This window comes from Pseudoxanthomonas gei (assembly GCF_010119615.1).
Lineage (GTDB): Bacteria > Pseudomonadota > Gammaproteobacteria > Xanthomonadales > Xanthomonadaceae > Pseudoxanthomonas_A > Pseudoxanthomonas_A gei.
The window spans coordinates 321,888-340,997 of the sequence record NZ_QOVG01000003.1; the positions used below are offsets into that span (position 1 = coordinate 321,888).

A 19,110-nucleotide genomic window follows, 5' to 3' on the forward strand; every position below is an offset into this window, starting at 1 on the left:
GCCGGTCAAACCCTGTTGCGCTTACTTGGTCTTCGGGGCCTTCGGCTCGCCGTAGTTCTTGCTTACGAAGGCCTTGTACTCTTCTGCGGTCAACTTGCCGTTGGTGTCGGCATCAGCCTGATCGAACACCTGCGACAGACCCGCGTTGGAGGCCGCCTCCTTCTTGCTGATCGCGCCATCCTTGTCGCTGTCGACGTCGTTCCAGCCCTGCTTGCCCTGGCTGGAAGCGCTGGTGCTGGCCTGCTCGGCCTGCTGGACCGACGCGCCCTGGGCACTCTGGGTGGCCGTGGCCGGGTCGGTCGGCGTTGCCTGCTCGGCCTGGGCCTGGGTCGCCTGCGCTTCGGTATCGTCCTGGGCAAATGCCATGGGCATCGCGAGCGCCGCGGACAGGGCGAGCAGGGCGATCAGGGGCTTGCGGTTGGGGTTGTTCATAAGTCTTGGCTCCGTTGGATTGGGAGTGCGTGTCTCGTCGCACCGGGCCACCATGCAATGGGCCGCCTGAATCGGAAAACGTGGGTAAATCGCCATGCAACGAGTCTTTAACCACGTTCATTTCCAAAGCCGTTAGCAGCTTGGTTACCAACGCGTAAGCGGCATGTAATTCATTTGTTCGGTGTGTGACGCGATAGGCGCTTTCCGGTCCGCAGTGATATTTTTTCGTTACGCCGGACCCTGCCTGCCGCCCATTCCGCCGCTGAACCATTGCCAACCCAGCAGCACGCCAAGGGCAGCACCCAGGAACTCGAACACCACGCGCGTAGCAAGCGAATCGGCGTCGTGGATGCCCTGCAAGGCCATGCGCGCATACAGCGGCGATTCCATCCTCATGACCGCGAGATAGAACAGATGCCAGGCATCGATGCCAGCGGCCACAATCATTGCGCTCAAGCTGGCCCAGCCCAGGGTGCGCGGTACCGGGTGAGTAGCGGAACGAAGAATCCAACGCCACAGGCCGTAGCAGATCAGCCCGACCAGTACCGCGATCAGGCCGGCCTCGAACGCGCCAAGCAGACCCAGGTGAAGCGGCAGGTTCACGCGCTGATGCCTGCGCAGGGAGGTTGTGGTTGCGGGCGCACGGGATTGTCACTTTTTTCGCCAGCGAGCGGCCGACGGCTGGCCGCCACTCTAGCGCATGCACTTGCTGCACAATCGCGCTGCTGCACTCCCGCAGGTGTTCCGGAATGGAATAGAGATGAAGCGAATATTGCTGGTGGGTGCCAGTGGACTGGTGGGCGGCGCGCTGCTGCAGCAGGCGCTGCAACACCCGGACGTGGAGTGCGTCATCGCACCCACGCGCCGGCCTCTTCCCGCGCACGCCAATTTGCTCAATCCGCAGGTGGATTTCGAGAGCCTGCCAGCGGCCGCGACGTGGTGGCAGGTGGATGCGGTGATCTGCACGCTGGGCACGACGATCAGGGAAGCCGGTTCGCAGCCTGCCTTCCGCAAGGTGGACCACGACTACCCGCTGGCGGTGGCCCGGCTTGCCCATCGCCATGGCGCGCGCAGCTATGCGCTCACCTCGGCCAGTGGCGCCAACCCCGCATCTCGCCTGTTCTATGCCCGGACCAAGGGCGAGGTGGAGCAGGGGCTGGCGCAGGTGGGCTTCGATTCGCTGACCCTGGTGCGGCCCGGGTTGCTCGGCGGCGAGCGCGCGCAGCGGCGGCCAATGGAACACATCGGCATGCAGGTGCTGGGCGCCCTGGATGCAGTGCTTCCCGCACGCTACCGGGTCGTACCCGCCACCGCGGTCGCCCGCACTTTGCTGGAGGCTGCCCTGTCAGCCAGGCCCGGCGTGCACGTGGTGGAATCAGAAGCGATCCTTGCAGATCCGCCGGCAAGCTGAAATCCGGCCGGCGAAGTAGCGCTGCAGGCAACCAGCACCGGTGAGCCGAACGCAGGTCCGGCGTCACCAGCGGCCCAAGTCGCCCGGTGCGCGGGCTGCACAAGGGTCAGGCGTCGTTCTCGGCGCGCGCGGTAACCCGCGCCCCATCCGCTTCGGCCGCCGTGACGGTCAGGTTGATCGGGCGACAGCACACCTGGCAATCCTCGACGTATTGCTGGTGCTCCACGGAGTCATCGACGAACACGTCGATGGATTCGCCACAATAGGGGCATTGGATGGATTGAAAGGGCATCGCCGCGTCCAGGCTGGAAGTGCCTGCAGTGTCGCCCATCGGCGACCGTGTACCCCTCACGCATGGCTAACCCGTGCGCCAGTTAATGTTGCATCTCGCAACCGGAGGCCACCCCCATGAAGACCCGTCACGTATTCAGCGTGCCCGACCTGGCCACTGCCCAAGCCGCCATCAGCGCCGCCCGCGAAGCCGGCCTGACCGACGACAACCTCTCACTGATCGCACGTTCGGATATCGAACTTGAATCAATCTCCGACCAGCACAAGGAGGCATCCACCGACTTCATGCCGGCGGCGCTGCGCGGCGCGGCCACCGGGGGTGCGGCCGGCCTGGTCGCCGGCCTGGTCGCCATCGCATTCCCGCCGCTGGGCATCACCCTGGCCGGCGCGGCGCTGTTGACCGTGGGCGGTGCCGCGGTGGGCACCTGGGCCTCGGCGCTGATTGGATCAACCGTCGAGGATCCGGTGCGGCGCAAGTTCGAGAGTGAAATCCATGCCGGCCGCATCCTGGTCGTGCTGGATGCCGAGGACCCGCAACTACCCGCAGCCGAGGCCGCGATCAAGGCGGTCGGTGGCACCGCATTGCCTTATGAGGCGAGCACTGCCCTGAGGTAAGGGGCACCCTGGTGCAGGTTCTCGTATCCCGGCCATGCCATCGCAATGCACTACGGCCCCTGCCCGGCTTCCATGTTCGGGATGGCCAGCGCCCGCATGCGCAGCAGCAGGCCGCTGCTGTAAACCAGCGAATAGGCGATCAGCGTCGCCGCGATTCCCATCGTCAACGGGCTGGTCTGTTGTGCGGCCTCCCCCGGACCGTTTGAAAACATGCCTTGGTTCCAGCGCCATGCCAGGCGTCCGAGCAGCAGCAGGCTCAGGCCGCCTCCGATCCATTGATTGGGCGTGTAGTAGCGCTTGTCCGCAATGACCTGGGCGTGCGTATGTTGCAGCGAGACCACACCCAGCGCGGCGCCCGCCACTGCACCGACCGCGATACCCAGGCTGGTATGCGGCATGAAGATCGCCGCGCTGGCCAGCGCCAGGGCCACCAGGCAAACCAGGACCAGGCGCGCGATCGTGCGTCGGGGTTGCCATGGCTGGCGCCCGAAACTGCGCCGGATGCGACGGTAGTAAAGCCAGCCGATGCCGGCAGTGGCCAGGTAGGGAGTCAATGCGGGCAGGAAGGCAGCGGGCATGGCAGGTCTCGGAGGGATGTGCAAAGCCTACGCCTGCCTGTGCGCAATTCAGGTGCCAGAGGTCACTTGCTGCCCCTTGCCTCGCCCTCAAACATCGTCTTTACGGACGCCATGCCATAAATCGCCATCATCAAGGAGATCACCCATGAAACCCCATCTGCTCACCGTCGCCTGCGCGACCGCCCTGCTTGCCGTGTTCTCCAGCGGCTGTCGTGCACAGGACGAGCGTGCACAGGACAAGAAAGCGCTGCCGTTCGTGGTCACCGAAATGGGGCAGTTCCAGGAACCCTGGGCGATGACCTTCCTGCCCGATGGCCGCCTGCTGGTCAGCGAGAAGAAGGGGGCACTGAAACTGGTAGCCCTTGGCGCCACGCCGGCCGCCAACAAGGTGGGCGATGTCAGTGGCTTGCCGGTGGTGGCGTACGGCGGACAGGGTGGCTTCGGCGACGTGGTCCCGCACCCGCAGTTCGCCCGCGATGGCCTGGTCTATGTCAGTTATGCCGAAGCCGGCGAAGACGGGCTGCGCGGTGCCGCGGTGGCGCGCGCGAAACTGGTGCTGGACGACAAGGGCGGCGGCGCGCTGCGCGACCTGGCGGTGATCTGGCGACAGGTGCCCAAGGTATCGGGCGAAGGACACTATGGGCACCGCATCGCCTTCGGCCCCGACGGCAAGCTGTGGATCACTTCCAGCGAGCGCCAGAAATTCACCCCGGCCCAGGACATGCAGTCCAACCTGGGAAAGATCATCCGCCTCAACGACGACGGCAGCGTGCCGGCCGACAATCCCTTCGCCAAGGACGGCGGCGTGGCCGCACAGGTGTGGTCGCTGGGTCACCGCAACGCGCTGGGCATTGCCTTCGATGCCCAGGGCCGGTTGTGGGAAAACGAAATGGGACCCAAGGGCGGCGACGAGCTGAACCTGATCGAGCGCGGCCGGAACTACGGTTATCCGGTTGTCTCCAATGGCGACCACTACGATGGCCGCGATATTCCCGACCACTCCACGCGGCCGGAATTCGAGGCGCCCAAGGCCAGCTGGAATCCGGTGATCTCGCCGGCCGGCCTGGTGATCTATTCGGGCAAGACCTTCGCGGACTGGCAGGGCGACGCCTTCATCGGCGGGTTGTCGTCGAAATCGCTGGTGCGCATCGAGTTCGACGGCACCCGGGCGCGCGAGGCGGCACGTTATGACATGGGTGAGCGCATCCGCGAAGTGGAGCAGGGACCGGATGGCAACCTGTGGCTGCTGCAGGACCAGAAGGATGGCTCGGGCGGGAAGCTGTTGAAGCTCAGCCCTGCAGGCTGAAGATCGGGCGTTGAGTGGCCCTGCAGGAGCGATGCGAGTCGCGAAGCCGAAAGTGTCCGGGATTCGCGACTCGCGTCGCTCCTACAGGGACGGCCTGGGCTTTTGCTGGGTCGAATCGGCAGGCTTCAATGGGCCAGTGCCCATTGCCTCGCGGTAGCGTTGATGCAGGGCCTGCACCTTTTCCACGTAGGCCTGCGTTTCGGCATACGGTGGCACGCCCTTGTAGCGGGTGACCGCGCCGATGCCGGCGTTGTAGGCGGCCGCGACCAGCACCAGGTCGTTCTTGTAGCGCTTCAGCAGACCCTTCAGATGGCGCGCGCCGGCGTTGATCGACTCTGCCGACGAGTAGGGATCGATCACGCCATACTCCTTCGAGACGTCCGGCATCAACTGCATCACCCCTTGCGCGCCCTTGGGTGAGAGGGCCTGCGCATCGAAGCCACTTTCGGCATGGGCGATCGATCGCAACCAGGCATCGTCCACGCCGGTCGCCTTGGCGGCGGCCTTGAACTGTTTGGCGAAGCGGTCAAGACGCGGTTTGCCGACCTTGCCCAGCCCCGGATGCGCTGGTTCGCCCGGCGGTGTCGCCACGGTGAACTTGAGGTAGACGGTGGAACCCGGCAGCTTGCGCGTGCCGTAGACCAGTACGCCATCCTGTTCGCGCTGGTACAGCGTGCCGCTGAAGATGCCCATCGATCCCCACAGGTTGGGCGCCTTGCCAGGATCGTCCTTGATCTCCTTCGCCTCGCACTTGGATCCGGGCTCGGGCGCCGTCGACAGGCTGACGGTGCCGCTGCGCACGCAGCGGTATACCGTGCGCGCCTCGACGGACAGACTGGTGAGTGCGAACAGGCCGGCAAATATTGTGAGCGGCAGGATGCGGGGAATAAACATGCGCGGATCGTAAAGGTTCGCGGGCCAACCGTCGCATAACCGGCTATCCGATTTCAGCGGCCAACGCTCCCGGCGGCGCGAGCGTCAATGTGGCGTGAAGGCTTTCTTACTCCGCGCGACCCGCCTGGATGGCGATGATCCTCACTTCGAAGTCACTGCAGTCCGCGCTGCCCGGCTTGCAGATGCCATTGATCCAGGTTTCGCCATTGCCGAACATCACGCCCTTCTGGTTGACCAGCAGCTCCGCGTATTTCTGCGTGGTTACCGCGCGCGCGATGGCCGGGGTGATGATCCTGTCGTATTGCTGCACGAAGGTGGATGCATCCCGGACGGTTGTCCTGCTGCCCTCGATCGTCACCTCGAGTGGATAGCGCACCAGGGCCGCCACGGCCGCCTTGTCGCCACTGGCCACGGCCTTCTGGTAGGCCTCGATCACGGCCTGGTACTTGCCGTGGTCGCCCAGCACCTTGTCGATGCTGGCATTGACCAGCTTGACGTCGACCCCGCTGTCTTCGACCAGGCTGGCGTCTGCCGCTGCAGGCGTCGACCCGGCCGCGGTGGACGCTGCAGGTGGCGCGTTGGTTGCAGGCGCAATCGCGGGGGTGGGGACGGCAGCCGGTGCGGCGATCTCCGCTGCCGGCGGCAGTGCGGCCGGTGGTTCCTGCTTGCCACAGCCGCAGACCAGCAATGCCGCCAGTGTGGAGCCCAGGATTGTTTTTTTCATTGCCGGACCTCGCGACGGTAACCACGGAACCCCATGGAAAACTCCATGCGGGCGCGCCTGGATGTTAGCCGCAAACCCCCCAGGCCAGCACCACGCCTTTCCCTCACGGCGCGCGACAGGTTTGCTAAGCTCGCCGCGGGGAATTCAATTGCGATGGGGGTTCGAGATGAGCGTCAAGCTCAAGGCCGGTTCCATGGAGCTGGAAGCTGCGTTCATCGAGTGGCTGCGCTCGCAGGGTTACAACCCGGTAGACGGCATTGATCCGTTTTTCAGCGGCTCCGAATTCGTGCGTTCGCAACTGAAGCTGATCCACGATGGCGACAGGGCGCATTTGCTCGCCGAGGCGCGCAAGCACCTGGAACGGCGTTGCCGGGATGCGGCGTTCGTCGCGCAGTTCCCGCTGGTGCATGGCCTGGAGAACAGCGACAACCGGTCGCTGCGTTATACGGTCACCCTGATCCTCTCCGACGTGGGTGCCGAATGGGTCGGACGGGTCTGGGATGAGCGCGGCTACGTGGGTGAGATCAGCGGCAGCCATGCCGGCGCGCATGCCAACTACGCGGAGTTGGCGCGGGGGCAGATCGAATCGCAGATCAGGGCACAGGACCTGGCCAACCGCACCGCCAGCCAGCGTGCGCTCGGCGCCAGGACCTGAAGGCCCGACCCGGCGTCGAGCATGATCGAAGGAGCGGCGCCCCCTCCACGCGCCGCGCGCGGTGGCATGGGTACACTGCATCGGGCACACAACGCACGAGGCATCGGTGAAACCCGAACTCAACGTGGCACTGGTCGGCTACGGATTCGTCGGCAAGATCTTCCATGCACCGCTGATCCAGGCCACGCCGGGACTGCGCCTGCACACGGTGGTGTCGGGCGATTCCGGCAAGGTGCTTGCGGACCATGCGCAGGTGCGCGTCGTTGCCGAAGCGCAAGCCGCCTTCGCCGACCCCGCCATCGACCTGGTGGTCATCGCCGCACCCAACGCCGTGCATGCGCCGCTGGCCCTGGCGGCGCTGGCGCAGGGCAAGCATGTGGTGGTCGACAAACCTTTCACCCTGGACCTGGCGCAGGCACGCGAGGTCATCGCGGCGGCTGCGCGCGCCGATCGCATCGTCAGCGTGTTCCAGAACCGGCGCTGGGATGCAGATTTCCTGACCCTGCGTTCGTTGCTCGATGCAGGCACGCTGGGCGAGGTCAGCGAATGTCATTCGCACTTCGACCGCAATCGCCCGCAGGTGGCCGACCGCTGGCGAGAAAACGACCAGCCCGGCTCGGGGCTCTGGTACGACCTCGGCCCGCACCTGCTGGACCAGGCCGTGCAGCTTTTCGGCATGCCGGACGCGCTCTTCGCCGACATCGGCAGGCAGCGCCAGGCCGCCCAGGCCGACGACTATTTCAACGTGTTGCTGCGCTACCCCAGGCTACGGGTGATGCTGCATGGCGGCTCGCTGGTGCCAGCCCACGGCCTGCGCTTTGCCGTCCATGGCAGCGGCGGCAGCTATCTCAAGCACGGCATGGATGCGCAGGAAAGCGCGCTGCGCCTTGGCCGGCTCCCCGGCGAGCCCGGCTGGGGCGAGGATCCGCGTCCCGGCGAATTGCACATCGCCGGTCGCGACGGCCTGGCCGTGGGCAGCGTGGACGGCATTGCTGGAAATTACCTGCGCTACTACCAGGACATGCATGCGGCGATCACGCAGGGCCAACCGCCACCGGTGACTGCGCAGCAGGCGTTGCAGGTCATGGCCCTGCTAGACAACGCGCGGGAAAGTGCCGCGCAACGTCGCGAGATCGATTGCGTCGATCCCTGAAGCGATGCCGACCTGCATTCACCCGGACAACCGCTCAGGCGCTGCCAAGGTGGCGCACGTCGACGATGCGGTCCAGCCACAGATAATGCGAAGTGCCGGGTGTTGCCAGGTCATCCAGCCGCAGCAGCGAATTCACCCCTTCCCTGCCCTGCGCATCACGGAAGGTCTGCACGCTGGGCCGCGCGGTCACCGTGCCGCGGTGGCGACTGCCATCGTCAAGCGTGACCTCGACGATGGCCTCGTCATCCAGTTCGACGATGCGCGCTTCGATGCGCGCGATCTCGGCCTGGTCGTTGTGGATGCGCTCGGCGATCCTGGTCATTGGCTTGGTCTCTGGTCTCGTCGCGCCACGCTAGGAGCGCCGCGCGTAAAGCTCCGTGAAGCGCAGGCCTCGAACCGTACGCCCGCGGCGCCTACATGTTGCGGAACAGGGTCATGAACGGCTGGCTGACGGTCAGCGTCTCCGGGCGCGACTTCAGCTTGACGATGCCCTTGCCGGTGTCGTCGCGGGCGATCGAGGCGATGGCCTTGAGGTTGACGATGGTGGAGCGGTGGATCTGCTTGAACAGCGCAGGATCCAGCACTTCCAGCAGCTCGCGGATCGGCTTGCGCAGCAGCGACTCGCCCTCGGCGGTCATCACCACGGTGTACTTGTGGTCGGCCTGGAAGTAGGCCACGTCGTCGACCATGATCAGGCGCGTGTCCTTGCCGGCGCTGGCGGTGATCCAGACCAGGGGTTCGCTGGCCGCCGGCAGCAGGCGTGCACCCAGGCTGGCGATGAGCGCGGCCAGCGCATCGGCATCGGGATTGCCCTGGGCAATGCGCGCCTGCAGCCGCTGAACGGTGGCGGCCAGGCGGTCGGGCGAAATCGGCTTGAGCAGGTAGTCGACCGCACCCTTGTCGAAAGCGTCGATGGCGTACTGGTCGTAGGCGGTGACGAACACGACCTGGGTTTTCGGACTGGCTTCGGCGGCGGCGGTCGCCACTTCCAGCCCGGTCAGGCCGGGCATGCGGATATCAAGGAAGGCGACCTCGGGCTGGTGCTCGGCGATGGCCTCCAGCGCCGCGCCACCATCCTCGCATTCGGCCACGATCTCAAGCCCTGGCCAGGCCTGCGCCAGCAATTTCGACAACGCGTTGCGCAGCAGTTCCTCGTCTTCGGCGATGACGCACCTGACCGTGGTTGGGTTAGCCATGTGTGCTCTCCTCGGCCGGCTGCAGCGGCACGTTGATGGTGGCGGCCACGCCGCTGGGGAAGTTGGCGACGATGGCGAACGAAGCCGCGCCGCCATAGGCCAGGCGCAGGCGTTCGCGCACGTTCTTCAGGCCGATGCCGGTGCCGCTGCTGCCGGCATTGAATCCCTCGCCGTCGTCGGCCACGGTGACCGCCAGCGAGCCGTCGATGGTCCGCGCGATGATCCACACGGTGCCGCCGCCGGACTTGGGTTCCAGGCCATGCTTGATGGCGTTCTCCACCAGCGTCTGCAGCATCATCGACGGGAACGGAATCGACTTCAGCGCTTCCGGCACCTCGATCTGCAGGGCCAGGCGCGCGCCCATGCGGATCTTGAGGATTTCCAGGTAGGCGCGGGCGCGTTCCAGTTCCTCGCCCAAGGTGGACAGCGAGTCCTCGGTGCGCGGCAACGAGTGGCGCAGGTAGGTGATGAGATTGCCCAGCATCTCGTCGGCGCGCGCCGGGTCGCTGCGGGTCAGGTACTGCGCGCTGGCCAGCGTGTTGTAGAGGAAGTGCGGCTCCACCTGCGCATGCAGCAGGCTCAGCTTGGCGACGGTGAGTTCCTTCTCGGTGACCGTCTGCTGGGCGGCGGCCTGCTCGTTGCGGCGGTGCTCGGCGACCCGTCGGGTGATGGCGCGGGTGATGGCCTCGGCGTTCTCCAGGTTGGTGCCGTCGTCGACCATGAACCAGTCGCTCCACGCACCGCTCTCCGGCTCGCAGACCAGGGTGACGCTGCTGGTGCCGTCGCCCGGCGTGACCGTGGCCAGGATCTGGTTGCGCTTGATGTGGATCCAGTACAGCGGGTTGAAACGGCCCGGCGTCTTGTTGCTGTAGGGATTGATGCGGGTGACCTTGGTCCGGACCTGCAGGCTGTCGCGCGCGCTTTCCAGCTCTTCCGAACGCGGCAGTTCGCGGATGGTGGCGTCGACCAGGTCGAAGGCCTCGCCGGCTTCCAGCGGCACCTCGATCTGCCGCCGCTGGCGATTGGCCAGGGTGCCCGGATCGATATGGCCGGCGATCAGGCGGATGCGGCGGATATGGGAGACCGCACTGGCGATGACGAAACCCGCGGTGACCACGAACAGCAGGAAGAACAGACCCTCGGGCGTCCTGCCGTTGAAGACCTCGCTCCACAGGATCAGGAAGGCCAGGTAGGCCAGGCTCCAGGCGGCGGCGATACGGAAGACGAAGAAGAAGCTGGTTTTCACGGGCGGGTTCCGGCAGTGCTGGGATGCGTGCAGATTATCGACGCGCAGTACCGGCCGCGCGGGTGCAGCGACGAAACCCGGATTGCGGCGACCAACGACCGGATCGGGCGCTCGATCTGCATGCCTGCGGTTTCAAGGCGCTGCACGCAACTGCCTTGCACCCACTGCCCGCGCGGAGTGGACGCCAGCTTCCCTTCAGGAGGCGGGCCGACGACCACCACCACTGCGCCGTCGATCCAGCCACCCCATCACATGTTTGGCGCTCAGGCCATGCAGCAGGACCGAGAGCAGCACCACCAGGCAGATGATGCGCCAGAGCCCCTGCTGCTCGGGGAACTCGGCGTGATTGAACGCGAAAGCGAGGTAGTAGAGGGAGCCCACGCCGCGCACACCGAAGATGGCGATGGCCCAGCGCTCGCGCTGGCGCACCCCCGTGCCCAGCAGCGACAGCCACCCTGCCAACGGTCGCACCACCAGGACCAGGAGCAGCGCAGCCACGCATTCGCGCCAGTGCAGGCCACGCAGGATGCCCGATGCAAGCGCGCCGCCAAACAGGATCAGCACCACGGTCGCCAGCAGCCGCTCGCACTGCTCGGCGAACAGGTTCAGGGTGACGTGGTAGTCGTGGTGCCGTTCGCTCTGTCGCACCACGACGGCGGCAACGAATACCGCCAGGAACCCGTAGGCATGGCAGAGCTCGGCAATGCCGTACACCAGCAGCATGATTGCCAGCACGGTCAGCCCATCGCTGGTGGCGGACAGTGATTGCTCGCGCTTGCCTCTGAAAATGACATGCATCAGGCCATAGCCGATCAGCCAGCCGATGGCGACGCCGCCGCCTACGCGCCAGGCGACGTCCATTGCCAGCCACTGCCCCCAGTGCATCGGCGTCCCTGCGGTCGCCAGGGCCAGCGCCACGGCCAGCCATACGAACGGGAAGGCCAGGCCATCGTTGAGCCCGGCTTCGGAGGTCAGCGCGAAGCGCACGGCGTCCTCGCCGCCCTCGCCGGGTGGCGCGACCTGCACGTCCGAAGCCAGCACCGGGTCGGTAGGCGCGAGCACCGCGCCCAGCAGCATGGCGCCGGCCAGGCCATACCCGAGCAGCTCCTGCCCGAGCAGGAACCCGGCCAGGATGGTCAGCGGCATGGCGATGGCCAGCAGGCGCCAGGTCAGCCGCCAACGTCGCCAGCCGAAAGGGGTGTCGATGCGCAGTCCCGCGCCCACCAGTGCGAGAAGCACGGTCAGTTCGGTCAGCCGCTCGGCGATGTCGGGATAGCGCACCGGATCGGCCGCCGGCAGCGACCACGGCAGGCTGTACAGCGCCATGCCTAAACCAACGTAGAGGATGGGAAAGGTCAGCGGATTGCGCTTGAGCAGATGCGGAAGCCACGCCGCCCCCAGCAGGGCCAGCCCGACGATTGCCAGCACCAGTTTGTAAGTGTCCATGAAGCGAGCGTGCGGGAAGCGGCGTGACGGTGGCGGCAGAGGTGCGAAACCCCGATGCCTCAATGCCTGCCCCCGATGCCGCCCAGACCGGCGTCGCCAAGCGGCGCGCAGTCCGCGGCATGCGCCGCGGACTGCGCGCCGCTGTCGACCCACCCCGGTGACCCCCTGGGATTGGACACCAACGCCTGTCCCTCAGGGCTGTTGCTTCGTCCTGTGTCCGCCAAACTCGTTGCGCATCGCTGCCAACAGCTTGTCAGCGAATGAATCGTCTTCGCGCGAACGCAGCCGTTCCAGCAGCGACAGTGTGATCACCGGTGCGGAGACATTCAGGTCGATCGCCTCGGCCACGGTCCAGCGCCCCTCGCCGGAATCGTCTACGTAGGGTGCGATGCCGGCAAGCGAGGGATTCCCGCCCAGCGCGTTGGAGGTCAGGTCCAGCAGCCACGAACGCACCACGCTGCCCTCGCGCCAGATCTCGGCGACCTGATGCAGGTCCAGCGCGAAATCCTGCTTGCCCTGCATGATCGCGAAGCCCTCGGCATAGGCCTGCATCATTCCGTATTCGATGCCGTTGTGGACCATCTTGGTGAAGTGGCCCGAGCCGCTGGGTCCCACCCGGCCCCATCCGCGGTCGCTGGCCGGGGCCAGGGTCGAAAGGATCGGGCGCAGGCGCTCGACCGCACCGGCGTCGCCGCCGAGCATCAGGCTGTAGCCTTCGGCCAGGCCCCACACGCCGCCGCTGGTGCCGCTGTCGATGTAGTGGATGCCGTGCAGCGACATCATGTCGGCGCGCCGCATGCTGTCCTTGTAGAAGGAATTGCCACCGTCGATGACCACGTCATCGCGCGACAGCAGGGGTACCAGTTGCGCCAGGGTGTCTTCGACGATCTGGCCGGCCGGCACCATCAACCACAGCACGCGCGGTGCCGGCAGCTGGTCGACGAGTTCGGCCAGCGAAGACACCGGCAGGATGCCCTTGCTGGCAGCCAGCTCACGCGCAGCGGGCGTTGGATCGAATCCCACAGCTACATGTCCGCCGCGCACCAGCCGCTCGGCCATGTTGGCGCCCATCCGGCCCAACCCGATCATTCCAAGTTCCATGCGCATCCCGGCTTTGCTTGAGAGGCGACAGCTTCTCACGGCCAGGTTCGGCGGCTGTGCAGGCCGACGCGGAACCGCCGCAGGGCGCAAAGAATGTAGGAGAGACGCAAGTCGCGAAGCCGACACCAATGCCGATACCGGAAATTGCGGATTGCCTACGGGCTGAGGGCTTCGCGACTTGCGTCGCTCCTACAAAAGCCAGCTCGGCCGGAAACGTTACCGCTTGCCCTTATGGACGCACCAGCGTGATGAACGCGCCGGTATCGATGACCTGGAAGGTCTCGTTGTCGATCCGTCGCAATGGGCTGCCATCCTCCAGCACGAAGGAGACCGCGTGCCGGGTTTCCTCCGAATCGCCGTCGTGCGCGCTGACGTCACGGATGATGCGGATCTGCTGCATGTTGCCGGCCTGGTCCTGGGCAAAGAACGTTCCAGTCTTCATTGCGCACTCCCGTTCGGTTGGGGCGCCCACCCTAGCGCCGGCTGCCTTCAACTCGCCGTGAAAGTTGCGTTACCAGGCCATTCGAACGGCTTCGTCTTCTCAGCCGTGGCGCACGCGCATCACCGCTACGTCCTCGCCCACCTGCACCAGCACGCCGGTTGCCCGGCCGGTCAGCGAATGGCGCAACTGGGCCAGGGTGCTGGCGGAGGCCACCGCTTGCTCGAGTTCCTCGAACCAGTCGCGGTTCCTGAGTTCGTCGCGCACCTGCCAGCCGTTGTAGCAGGGCGAGATGGTGAACAGCACACGCTCCACGGCAGCAACCTCCTGAAGCTCCACAAGGCGGTCAGCCTGCCAGCGGATTGTTGCGACGCCGTGTCCGGTCGGGCGTCGGCACGACGCCCTCCATGTTCCCTACCGGGGCGGCTCCACCGTTGCGGCCTGCGCGGGCAGCGCAGGCGAGCCCGTTGCACCGGCCGCGGTCGCGGCCAGCCGCCAGATCGTATTGCCCACGTCATCGGCCACCAGCAGCGCGCCGCGCGCGTCCTGGGCCACGCCGACCGGGCGGCCCTGGGCTTGGCCTTTCGCATCGAGGAAGCCGTCGAGCACGGTTTCGATCGGCCCGGCGGGATTGCCGTCGACGAACGGCACATACACCACCTTGTAGCCGCTCAGCGGCTTGCGGTTCCAGGAGCCGTGCAGGCCGACGAACGCGCCGCCCTGGAAACGCGGCGGCAACGCGCTGCCGGTGTAGAACGCCAACCCCAGGGGCGCCACGTGCGAACCCAGCGCATAGTCAGGCGCGATGGCCCTGGCCACCATCGCCGGCGCCTGCGGCTTGACCCGCGTATCCACGTGCTGGCCGTAGTAGCTGTAGGGAAACCCGTAGAACGCGCCTTCGCGCACCGAGGTCAGGTAATCGGGGACCAGGTCGTTGCCCAGCTCGTCGCGTTCGTTGACCACCGCCCACAGGCGCTGGTCGTGAGGTTGCCAGGCCAGCGCGGTGGGATTGCGCAGACCGCTGGCGAAGACGCGGCGCGTGCCGCTGGCAACGTCGATCTCAAGGATCGCGGCGCGGTCGGTCTCCTGCCCGATGCCGTTTTCGGCGACGTTGCTGTTGGATCCCACGCCCACGTACAGGTGCCTGCCGTCGGCGCTGGCGACCAGGCTCTTGGTCCAGTGGTGGTTGAGCGGGCCGGCCGGAAGATCGGCGAGCCTGACCGGTGTTCCGGCCAGCACGGTGTCACCGGGGTGGTAGGAAAAACGGAGCACGGCGTCGGTGTTGGCGACGTAGAAGGCATTGCCCACCAGCGCCATACCGAAGGGGGAATTCAGGCCCTGGGCGAAGACGCTGCGGGTTTCGGCCACGCCGTCGCCGTCGGCATCACGCAGCAGGGTGATGCGGTTGGCGCTGGGCACGCCGGCCCCGGCCTTCTTCATGACCTTGTTGGCCATGAAGCCTTTGAATCCCTTCGAATCCTGGGGCCGCGGCGGCCCATTGGTCTCGGCCACCAGCACATCGCCGTTGGGCAGCACGTAGACGGTGCGCGGATGTTCCAGCCCGCGCGCGAAGGCGCTGACGGCGAACCCCGGCGCGGCCACCGGCGTCTTGCCTGCGGTCCAGCCCACCGCCGGCGCAATGTCCACGGTGGGCAGCAGCGAATGGGTGGGCTGGGCCAGCGTCGGCGCCGGACCGGTGTCCTGGGCCAGTGCATTTTCGGTGTGACCCTGGCTGCAGGCCGAGGCAAGTATCAATGCGGGCAGGTAGGCGAAATGACGCATCGTGGGTGTGTTCCATGCGGGGGATGAGGGAGTCTGCAACGAAAAGGGCAGCACGGGGGCAGACACGGTGTCCGGATCACGGTTTCTGGGGCACTGCTTTTAGGTTCTTCCGGAGCAGGGTTGCCGGACCATCGCAGGGTGACGGGTTAGCATTGCCGCCCCTCCATGGAGACTTCCTGCATGACCCATTGGCAGCAATTGCTTCGCGACGTACCCGACTTCCCCCGCCCCGGCATCCTGTTCAAGGACATCACGCCGGTGCTGGCCGACGCCGAGGCCTTCGCTGAAGCGATCGCGGAGATGGCTGCACCCTGGCGCGACGTGCGCGTGGATGCGGTGGTGGGGATCGAATCGCGCGGCTTCATTCTCGGTGCCGCGCTGGCCCTGGCCCTGCACACCGGCTTCGTGCCGGTGCGCAAGCCGGGCAAGCTGCCGGCCGCCACCCTGTCACTGGACTACGCACTGGAATACGGCAGCGATCGCCTGCAGATCCATGCCGACGCGCTGCCACCGGGCGCGCGCGTGCTGGTGGTCGACGACGTGCTGGCCACCGGCGGCACCCTGAAGGCCGCACTGGCGCTGGTGCGCCAGCAGGGCGCCGAGGTGCTGGGCGCGGCGGTGCTGCTGGAACTGGGCTTCCTGGGCGCGCGCGAACGCTGGGACGATCCCGCACCGCTGCTGGCCGCGGCGGTGTTCTAGCGACGGCCCGCGGCTGTGACGGAACGCGGCAGCGACGCGTGTTCCTGCAAAAAAGGAACCATCAGCTCCCAGCCAGGAAATCCGACTTGCCCAGCGGTACGCCCGCGCTACGCAGAATCGCGTACGTCGTGGCGACATGGAAATACAAATTGGGAATAGCGAAGCCGAGCAGATAGGCGCGGCCGTCGAACTGCAGCGGCTCACGGCCGCGGCGCGGCACCGAAATCGCACGGCCTTCGCTGCCGGCGAACTGCTCCGGGGTGAACGTATCCAGATAGTCGATGGCGCGGTCCAGGCGAGCGTACAACTGCGCGAAGCTGGTTTCTTCGTCTTCGAAACGCAGTGCCTCCACGCCGGCCAGCCGCGCTGCCGCATTCTTGGCCGTGTCGGTGGCGATCTGCACCTGGCGCAGCAGCGGCAGCATGTCCGGGTAAAGGCGCGTCTGCAGCAGTACGCCGGCTTCATAGGACTGCGCCTGGGCGTGGGCCTCGGCTTTCACCAGCAGCTGGCGCAGGTTGCGCAAGGCGCGCTGTCCCACCGGTACGGTGGCCTGGTACATGGAAAGGGAATCGCTCATGTCTGTCGTCCGCATTTGAAAGAGAGGCGAGTCTAGGCTGCGCCCTTGCGCCTGATTAGGCCTGCAGGGCGGGAGAGTCCATCCCATCCCGTTCACGGCGCCTTGCCACGCGCGGCGCGTCAATGAGGGCATGCGCCCCGCCCTGCTGTTGACCACGCTGCTGTTGAGGTGCCTGCTGCTGGCATGCACGCCGGCTGCGGCCTGCCTGGCCGCGACCGACATCCGCGTGTTGCACGCAGGCGGCAGCCAGCTGCGCGTGGAACTGGTGGACGTGGACGACCGCGCGCGCGCGGCCATGCTGCATCGCTGGATCGCCGAAACCGCCGATGCGGCCCGAACCGCTTCCGGCCGCTTCCCGTTGCGCGATGCCTACGTGCGCGTAGAGCAGCGCGACAGTCGCGACGCCAGCCCGGTGCCGTGGGGACAGACGCGCCGCGACGATGGACAGGCCGGCGTGCTGCTGTACGTGCGAGGTGACGCGGGCTACCCGGAATTGCGCAGTGACTGGACCGCGATGCACGAGTTCTCGCATCTGTTCCATCCCGACCTGGGCGAAAGCGGACGCTGGCTGGCCGAAGGCCTGGCGAGCTACTTCCAGAACACCTTGCGCGCCCGCGCCGGCCTGCTGGACCCGGAACAGGCGTGGGAGCGACTGGATGCCGGATTCCGTCGTGGCGCCGCCGCAACCGACGGCGGCACGCCGCTGGAAACAATGGGCCGTGGGCGCGGCGGCACCATGCGCGTGTACTGGGCCGGCGCCGCGTATTGGCTGCAGGCCGACCTGGCCCTGCGCCACGCGGGCACCACGCTGGATGCAGTGCTGGACCAGTACTCGCGTTGCTGCCTGCAAGGCACCGGAGCGGTCGCACCGCAGGATTTCGTTTCGGCGCTGGACCGCATCGCCGGCGGCCATGCGCTGTCCTCGCTCTATCGCCGCGATGCCGGCGCGCGCGAATTCCCGGTACTGGATGCGTCCTACATAGAACTCGGCCTCAGCCGCACCGCGGACGGCCTGCGTTTTTCCAGCGACTCCCAGGCCAGCCAATTGCGCGAGGCGATCATGGGCCGGGGCCCGCCTCCGCAACGCTAGGCCACCGGCAATGCCTGCGTCATCACCCAGTCCTGCTTGGGATCATCTCCGACGTTGAACACCGAACTTCCAACGATCTGGAAACCGTGCTTCTGGTAGAAACGTATGGCCTGCGCAGATTCCTGCCACACGTTCAGCCACACCGAACGCGAACCACGCACGCTGGCCGCAGCCAAAAGGGTGGCCACCAGTTGCGCGGCAATGCCGCGCCTATGGAAAGCGGCGTCCAGGTAGATCCGACCCAGCTCGACGGTTGGAAGCAGATCGATCTCGGGCGGTGGTCGGGTGCCCCAGCGCAACTGTGCGAAGCCGGCCCACTCATGGTCCTGCTCGACAATCAGGGTCAGGGTGTCGGGATCACGGATTTCGGCCGCCTGCAGGCCTGGCTGGTAGGTGGCATCCAGGAACCGGGCGACGTTGCCCGGCGTGCTGCAATGGCCGTTGGCGGCGATGAAGGTACGCCGCATCAGTTCGGAAAGCGCAGCGGCATCAGCGAGGCGGGCAGGCCGGATAATCGCATCGAACTTCATCTGCTGCCTGCCCGCGCTGGTTCCTACACCAGCGTAAACGCAGGCGAGTTTTGGGTCAGGCCATGGACGCAGGCAGAGCCACCACGCAGCTGCCATGCGCGCACGGCCAGGCGACAAGGCGTGGGCGGCGCGGCGCCGCCCACGCAGCCACTTATTTGGCGACGAACTTCAGCGACCCGGTGTATTGCGGCCATGCGATAGAGGCATCACCGCGCACGTTGAGCGCCTTCTCCTCCCCCTTGACGCCGTTGCCAGCCACGCTGGCCAACATGGTCGGCATCCAGAAATCCACCACGAAGGCATTGTCCTTCTTGATCACCGGATTGATGCTGAGGGTGGTCGCCTTCCCTTCTTCGATGCGGAACACGACTACGTCATTGTTCACGAACGCACCCCGGTCCAGGATCTTCTGCACGTTGAAACCGGCTGTCATTTCCATGCCGATGCCGGTGATACGGTATTCGCCCGCAGGCAGGGTCAGCGTCTCGCTCTGGCCATAGCGGGTCAGGTGGCTGATGGGGAAGTCAATGAACTGCTTGTTGACCATGGTGAACACGATGAGGTTGTCGCGGATGCCCCACTCCAGGCCGCCACTCCTGAGTTGCTTGTCAACCTTCTTCGGCAGCTCCTTTTCACTGCTGAACGGCTTGATATCCACCAGCAGCGTGCCGGTACCCGTTTTCGACGAGGGCGGAGGCGCAACGATCGCGTTCTCCTGCGCACCGGCAGTTGGATTGGACAGTCCTGCGAATACAAGCAAGGCGGTTGCTAACAGATTCCTCATGATTTCCAGATTCCCCAAGGCTGATTGAAATGATTGCAGGCATGTTCGGCCGATGCACTCCCGCAGTGGGACCGCGAGTTCTTCGTCCTCCGGAAAAAACACTGGGCGTTCCCTCACTTCCCCCCCCCAATCGACGCTCCCCGCGGCGGCAACGGCCGGGC

General features: G+C 66.3%; 24 protein-coding genes. 7 read left to right on the forward strand and 17 right to left on the reverse strand.

Annotation, left to right across the window (positions count from 1 at the left end):
- Nucleotides 1–21: 21 nt before the first annotated feature.
- Nucleotides 22–432 (reverse strand): EF-hand domain-containing protein, encoded by a 411-nt coding sequence (locus tag DT603_RS06530; RefSeq protein ID WP_162349047.1) that lies wholly within the window; start codon nt 430–432, stop codon nt 22–24.
- A gap of 228 nt (nt 433–660) precedes the next feature.
- Nucleotides 661–1,035, reverse strand: a complete 375-nt coding sequence (locus DT603_RS06535; protein ID WP_162349048.1) for a hypothetical protein — start codon at nt 1,033–1,035, stop codon at nt 661–663.
- A 157-nt stretch (nt 1,036–1,192) separates the two neighbouring features.
- Between DT603_RS06535 and DT603_RS06540 the strand changes: the two genes are divergently transcribed.
- Nucleotides 1,193–1,843: a Rossmann-fold NAD(P)-binding domain-containing protein gene (locus DT603_RS06540; protein ID WP_162349049.1), complete on the forward strand. Its 651-nt coding sequence runs from the start codon at nt 1,193–1,195 to the stop codon at nt 1,841–1,843.
- 106 nt (nt 1,844–1,949) lie between these two features.
- On the opposite strand, the gene DT603_RS06545 is transcribed toward DT603_RS06540, so the two are convergent.
- On the reverse strand, nt 1,950–2,174 hold the full coding sequence (locus DT603_RS06545) for a CPXCG motif-containing cysteine-rich protein (RefSeq protein WP_246191613.1): 225 nt from the start codon (nt 2,172–2,174) through the stop codon (nt 1,950–1,952).
- Between the two features lie 77 nt (nt 2,175–2,251).
- Between DT603_RS06545 and DT603_RS06550 the strand changes: the two genes are divergently transcribed.
- Complete coding sequence (locus DT603_RS06550; RefSeq protein ID WP_162349050.1) at nt 2,252–2,749, forward strand: hypothetical protein; 498 nt, start codon at nt 2,252–2,254, stop codon at nt 2,747–2,749.
- Nucleotides 2,750–2,799: 50 nt separating this feature from the next.
- Here the strand turns inward: DT603_RS06550 and DT603_RS06555 are convergent, their stop codons facing one another.
- A complete protein-coding gene (locus tag DT603_RS06555; RefSeq protein WP_162349051.1) occupies nt 2,800–3,327 on the reverse strand; it encodes a CcdC protein domain-containing protein in 528 nt (175 codons plus the stop codon).
- Nucleotides 3,328–3,472: 145 nt separating this feature from the next.
- Between DT603_RS06555 and DT603_RS06560 the strand changes: the two genes are divergently transcribed.
- The gene (locus tag DT603_RS06560) at nt 3,473–4,633 is read left to right on the forward strand and encodes a PQQ-dependent sugar dehydrogenase (RefSeq protein WP_162349052.1); all 1,161 of its coding nucleotides are present in this window, start codon (nt 3,473–3,475) and stop codon (nt 4,631–4,633) included.
- A gap of 81 nt (nt 4,634–4,714) precedes the next feature.
- Here the strand turns inward: DT603_RS06560 and DT603_RS06565 are convergent, their stop codons facing one another.
- On the reverse strand, nt 4,715–5,527 hold the full coding sequence (locus DT603_RS06565) for a lytic transglycosylase domain-containing protein (RefSeq protein ID WP_162349053.1): 813 nt from the start codon (nt 5,525–5,527) through the stop codon (nt 4,715–4,717).
- A 106-nt stretch (nt 5,528–5,633) separates the two neighbouring features.
- The gene (locus DT603_RS06570) at nt 5,634–6,251 is read right to left on the reverse strand and encodes a hypothetical protein (RefSeq protein WP_162349054.1); all 618 of its coding nucleotides are present in this window, start codon (nt 6,249–6,251) and stop codon (nt 5,634–5,636) included.
- 166 nt (nt 6,252–6,417) lie between these two features.
- Here DT603_RS06570 and DT603_RS06575 point away from each other — a divergent pair, with 166 nt between their 5' ends.
- Both DT603_RS06575 and DT603_RS06580 read left to right on the forward strand, forming a co-directional pair.
- Nucleotides 6,418–6,906: a hypothetical protein gene (locus DT603_RS06575; protein WP_162349055.1), complete on the forward strand. Its 489-nt coding sequence runs from the start codon at nt 6,418–6,420 to the stop codon at nt 6,904–6,906.
- Nucleotides 6,907–7,012: 106 nt separating this feature from the next.
- Nucleotides 7,013–8,059, forward strand: coding sequence for an oxidoreductase (locus DT603_RS06580; RefSeq protein WP_162349056.1), 1,047 nt, complete (start codon nt 7,013–7,015; stop codon nt 8,057–8,059).
- A gap of 34 nt (nt 8,060–8,093) precedes the next feature.
- Here the strand turns inward: DT603_RS06580 and DT603_RS06585 are convergent, their stop codons facing one another.
- From DT603_RS06585 to DT603_RS06620, 8 genes are all read right to left on the reverse strand, one after another.
- A complete protein-coding gene (locus tag DT603_RS06585) occupies nt 8,094–8,381 on the reverse strand; it encodes a DUF3247 family protein (RefSeq protein ID WP_162349057.1) in 288 nt (95 codons plus the stop codon).
- A 91-nt stretch (nt 8,382–8,472) separates the two neighbouring features.
- Entirely contained in the window at nt 8,473–9,255 is a 783-nt protein-coding gene (locus DT603_RS06590) for a LytR/AlgR family response regulator transcription factor (RefSeq protein ID WP_162349058.1), read from the reverse strand.
- Nucleotides 9,248–10,501, reverse strand: coding sequence for a histidine kinase (locus DT603_RS06595; RefSeq protein ID WP_162349059.1), 1,254 nt, complete (start codon nt 10,499–10,501; stop codon nt 9,248–9,250). The genes DT603_RS06590 and DT603_RS06595 overlap by 8 nt, the downstream gene beginning before the upstream one ends.
- Before the next feature lie 195 nt (nt 10,502–10,696).
- Nucleotides 10,697–11,947, reverse strand: coding sequence for a cation:proton antiporter (locus DT603_RS06600; protein WP_162349060.1), 1,251 nt, complete (start codon nt 11,945–11,947; stop codon nt 10,697–10,699).
- A gap of 192 nt (nt 11,948–12,139) precedes the next feature.
- Nucleotides 12,140–13,048: a phosphogluconate dehydrogenase (NAD(+)-dependent, decarboxylating) gene (gene gnd / locus DT603_RS06605; RefSeq protein WP_162349061.1), complete on the reverse strand. Its 909-nt coding sequence runs from the start codon at nt 13,046–13,048 to the stop codon at nt 12,140–12,142.
- 229 nt (nt 13,049–13,277) lie between these two features.
- Nucleotides 13,278–13,490 (reverse strand): hypothetical protein, encoded by a 213-nt coding sequence (locus DT603_RS06610; protein ID WP_162349062.1) that lies wholly within the window; start codon nt 13,488–13,490, stop codon nt 13,278–13,280.
- A 99-nt stretch (nt 13,491–13,589) separates the two neighbouring features.
- On the reverse strand, nt 13,590–13,802 hold the full coding sequence (locus tag DT603_RS06615) for a hypothetical protein (RefSeq protein ID WP_162349063.1): 213 nt from the start codon (nt 13,800–13,802) through the stop codon (nt 13,590–13,592).
- Between the two features lie 99 nt (nt 13,803–13,901).
- On the reverse strand, nt 13,902–15,269 hold the full coding sequence (locus tag DT603_RS06620) for a PQQ-dependent sugar dehydrogenase (protein WP_162349064.1): 1,368 nt from the start codon (nt 15,267–15,269) through the stop codon (nt 13,902–13,904).
- A gap of 165 nt (nt 15,270–15,434) precedes the next feature.
- On the opposite strand from DT603_RS06620, the gene DT603_RS06625 reads away from it, so the two are divergent.
- The gene (locus tag DT603_RS06625) at nt 15,435–15,968 is read left to right on the forward strand and encodes an adenine phosphoribosyltransferase (protein WP_162349065.1); all 534 of its coding nucleotides are present in this window, start codon (nt 15,435–15,437) and stop codon (nt 15,966–15,968) included.
- A 61-nt stretch (nt 15,969–16,029) separates the two neighbouring features.
- On the opposite strand, the gene DT603_RS06630 is transcribed toward DT603_RS06625, so the two are convergent.
- Nucleotides 16,030–16,545: a DUF1993 domain-containing protein gene (locus DT603_RS06630; RefSeq protein WP_162349066.1), complete on the reverse strand. Its 516-nt coding sequence runs from the start codon at nt 16,543–16,545 to the stop codon at nt 16,030–16,032.
- Between the two features lie 130 nt (nt 16,546–16,675).
- On the opposite strand from DT603_RS06630, the gene DT603_RS06635 reads away from it, so the two are divergent.
- Nucleotides 16,676–17,635: a M61 metallopeptidase family protein gene (locus tag DT603_RS06635; protein ID WP_162349067.1), complete on the forward strand. Its 960-nt coding sequence runs from the start codon at nt 16,676–16,678 to the stop codon at nt 17,633–17,635.
- Here DT603_RS06635 and DT603_RS06640 read toward each other — a convergent pair.
- Together DT603_RS06640 and DT603_RS06645 are read right to left on the reverse strand one after the other, a co-directional pair.
- Entirely contained in the window at nt 17,632–18,165 is a 534-nt protein-coding gene (locus tag DT603_RS06640) for a GNAT family N-acetyltransferase (RefSeq protein ID WP_162349068.1), read from the reverse strand. The genes DT603_RS06635 and DT603_RS06640 overlap by 4 nt on opposite strands.
- A 151-nt stretch (nt 18,166–18,316) precedes the next feature.
- The gene (locus DT603_RS06645; protein ID WP_162349069.1) at nt 18,317–18,949 is read right to left on the reverse strand and encodes a hypothetical protein; all 633 of its coding nucleotides are present in this window, start codon (nt 18,947–18,949) and stop codon (nt 18,317–18,319) included.
- Nucleotides 18,950–19,110: the final 161 nt, after the last annotated feature.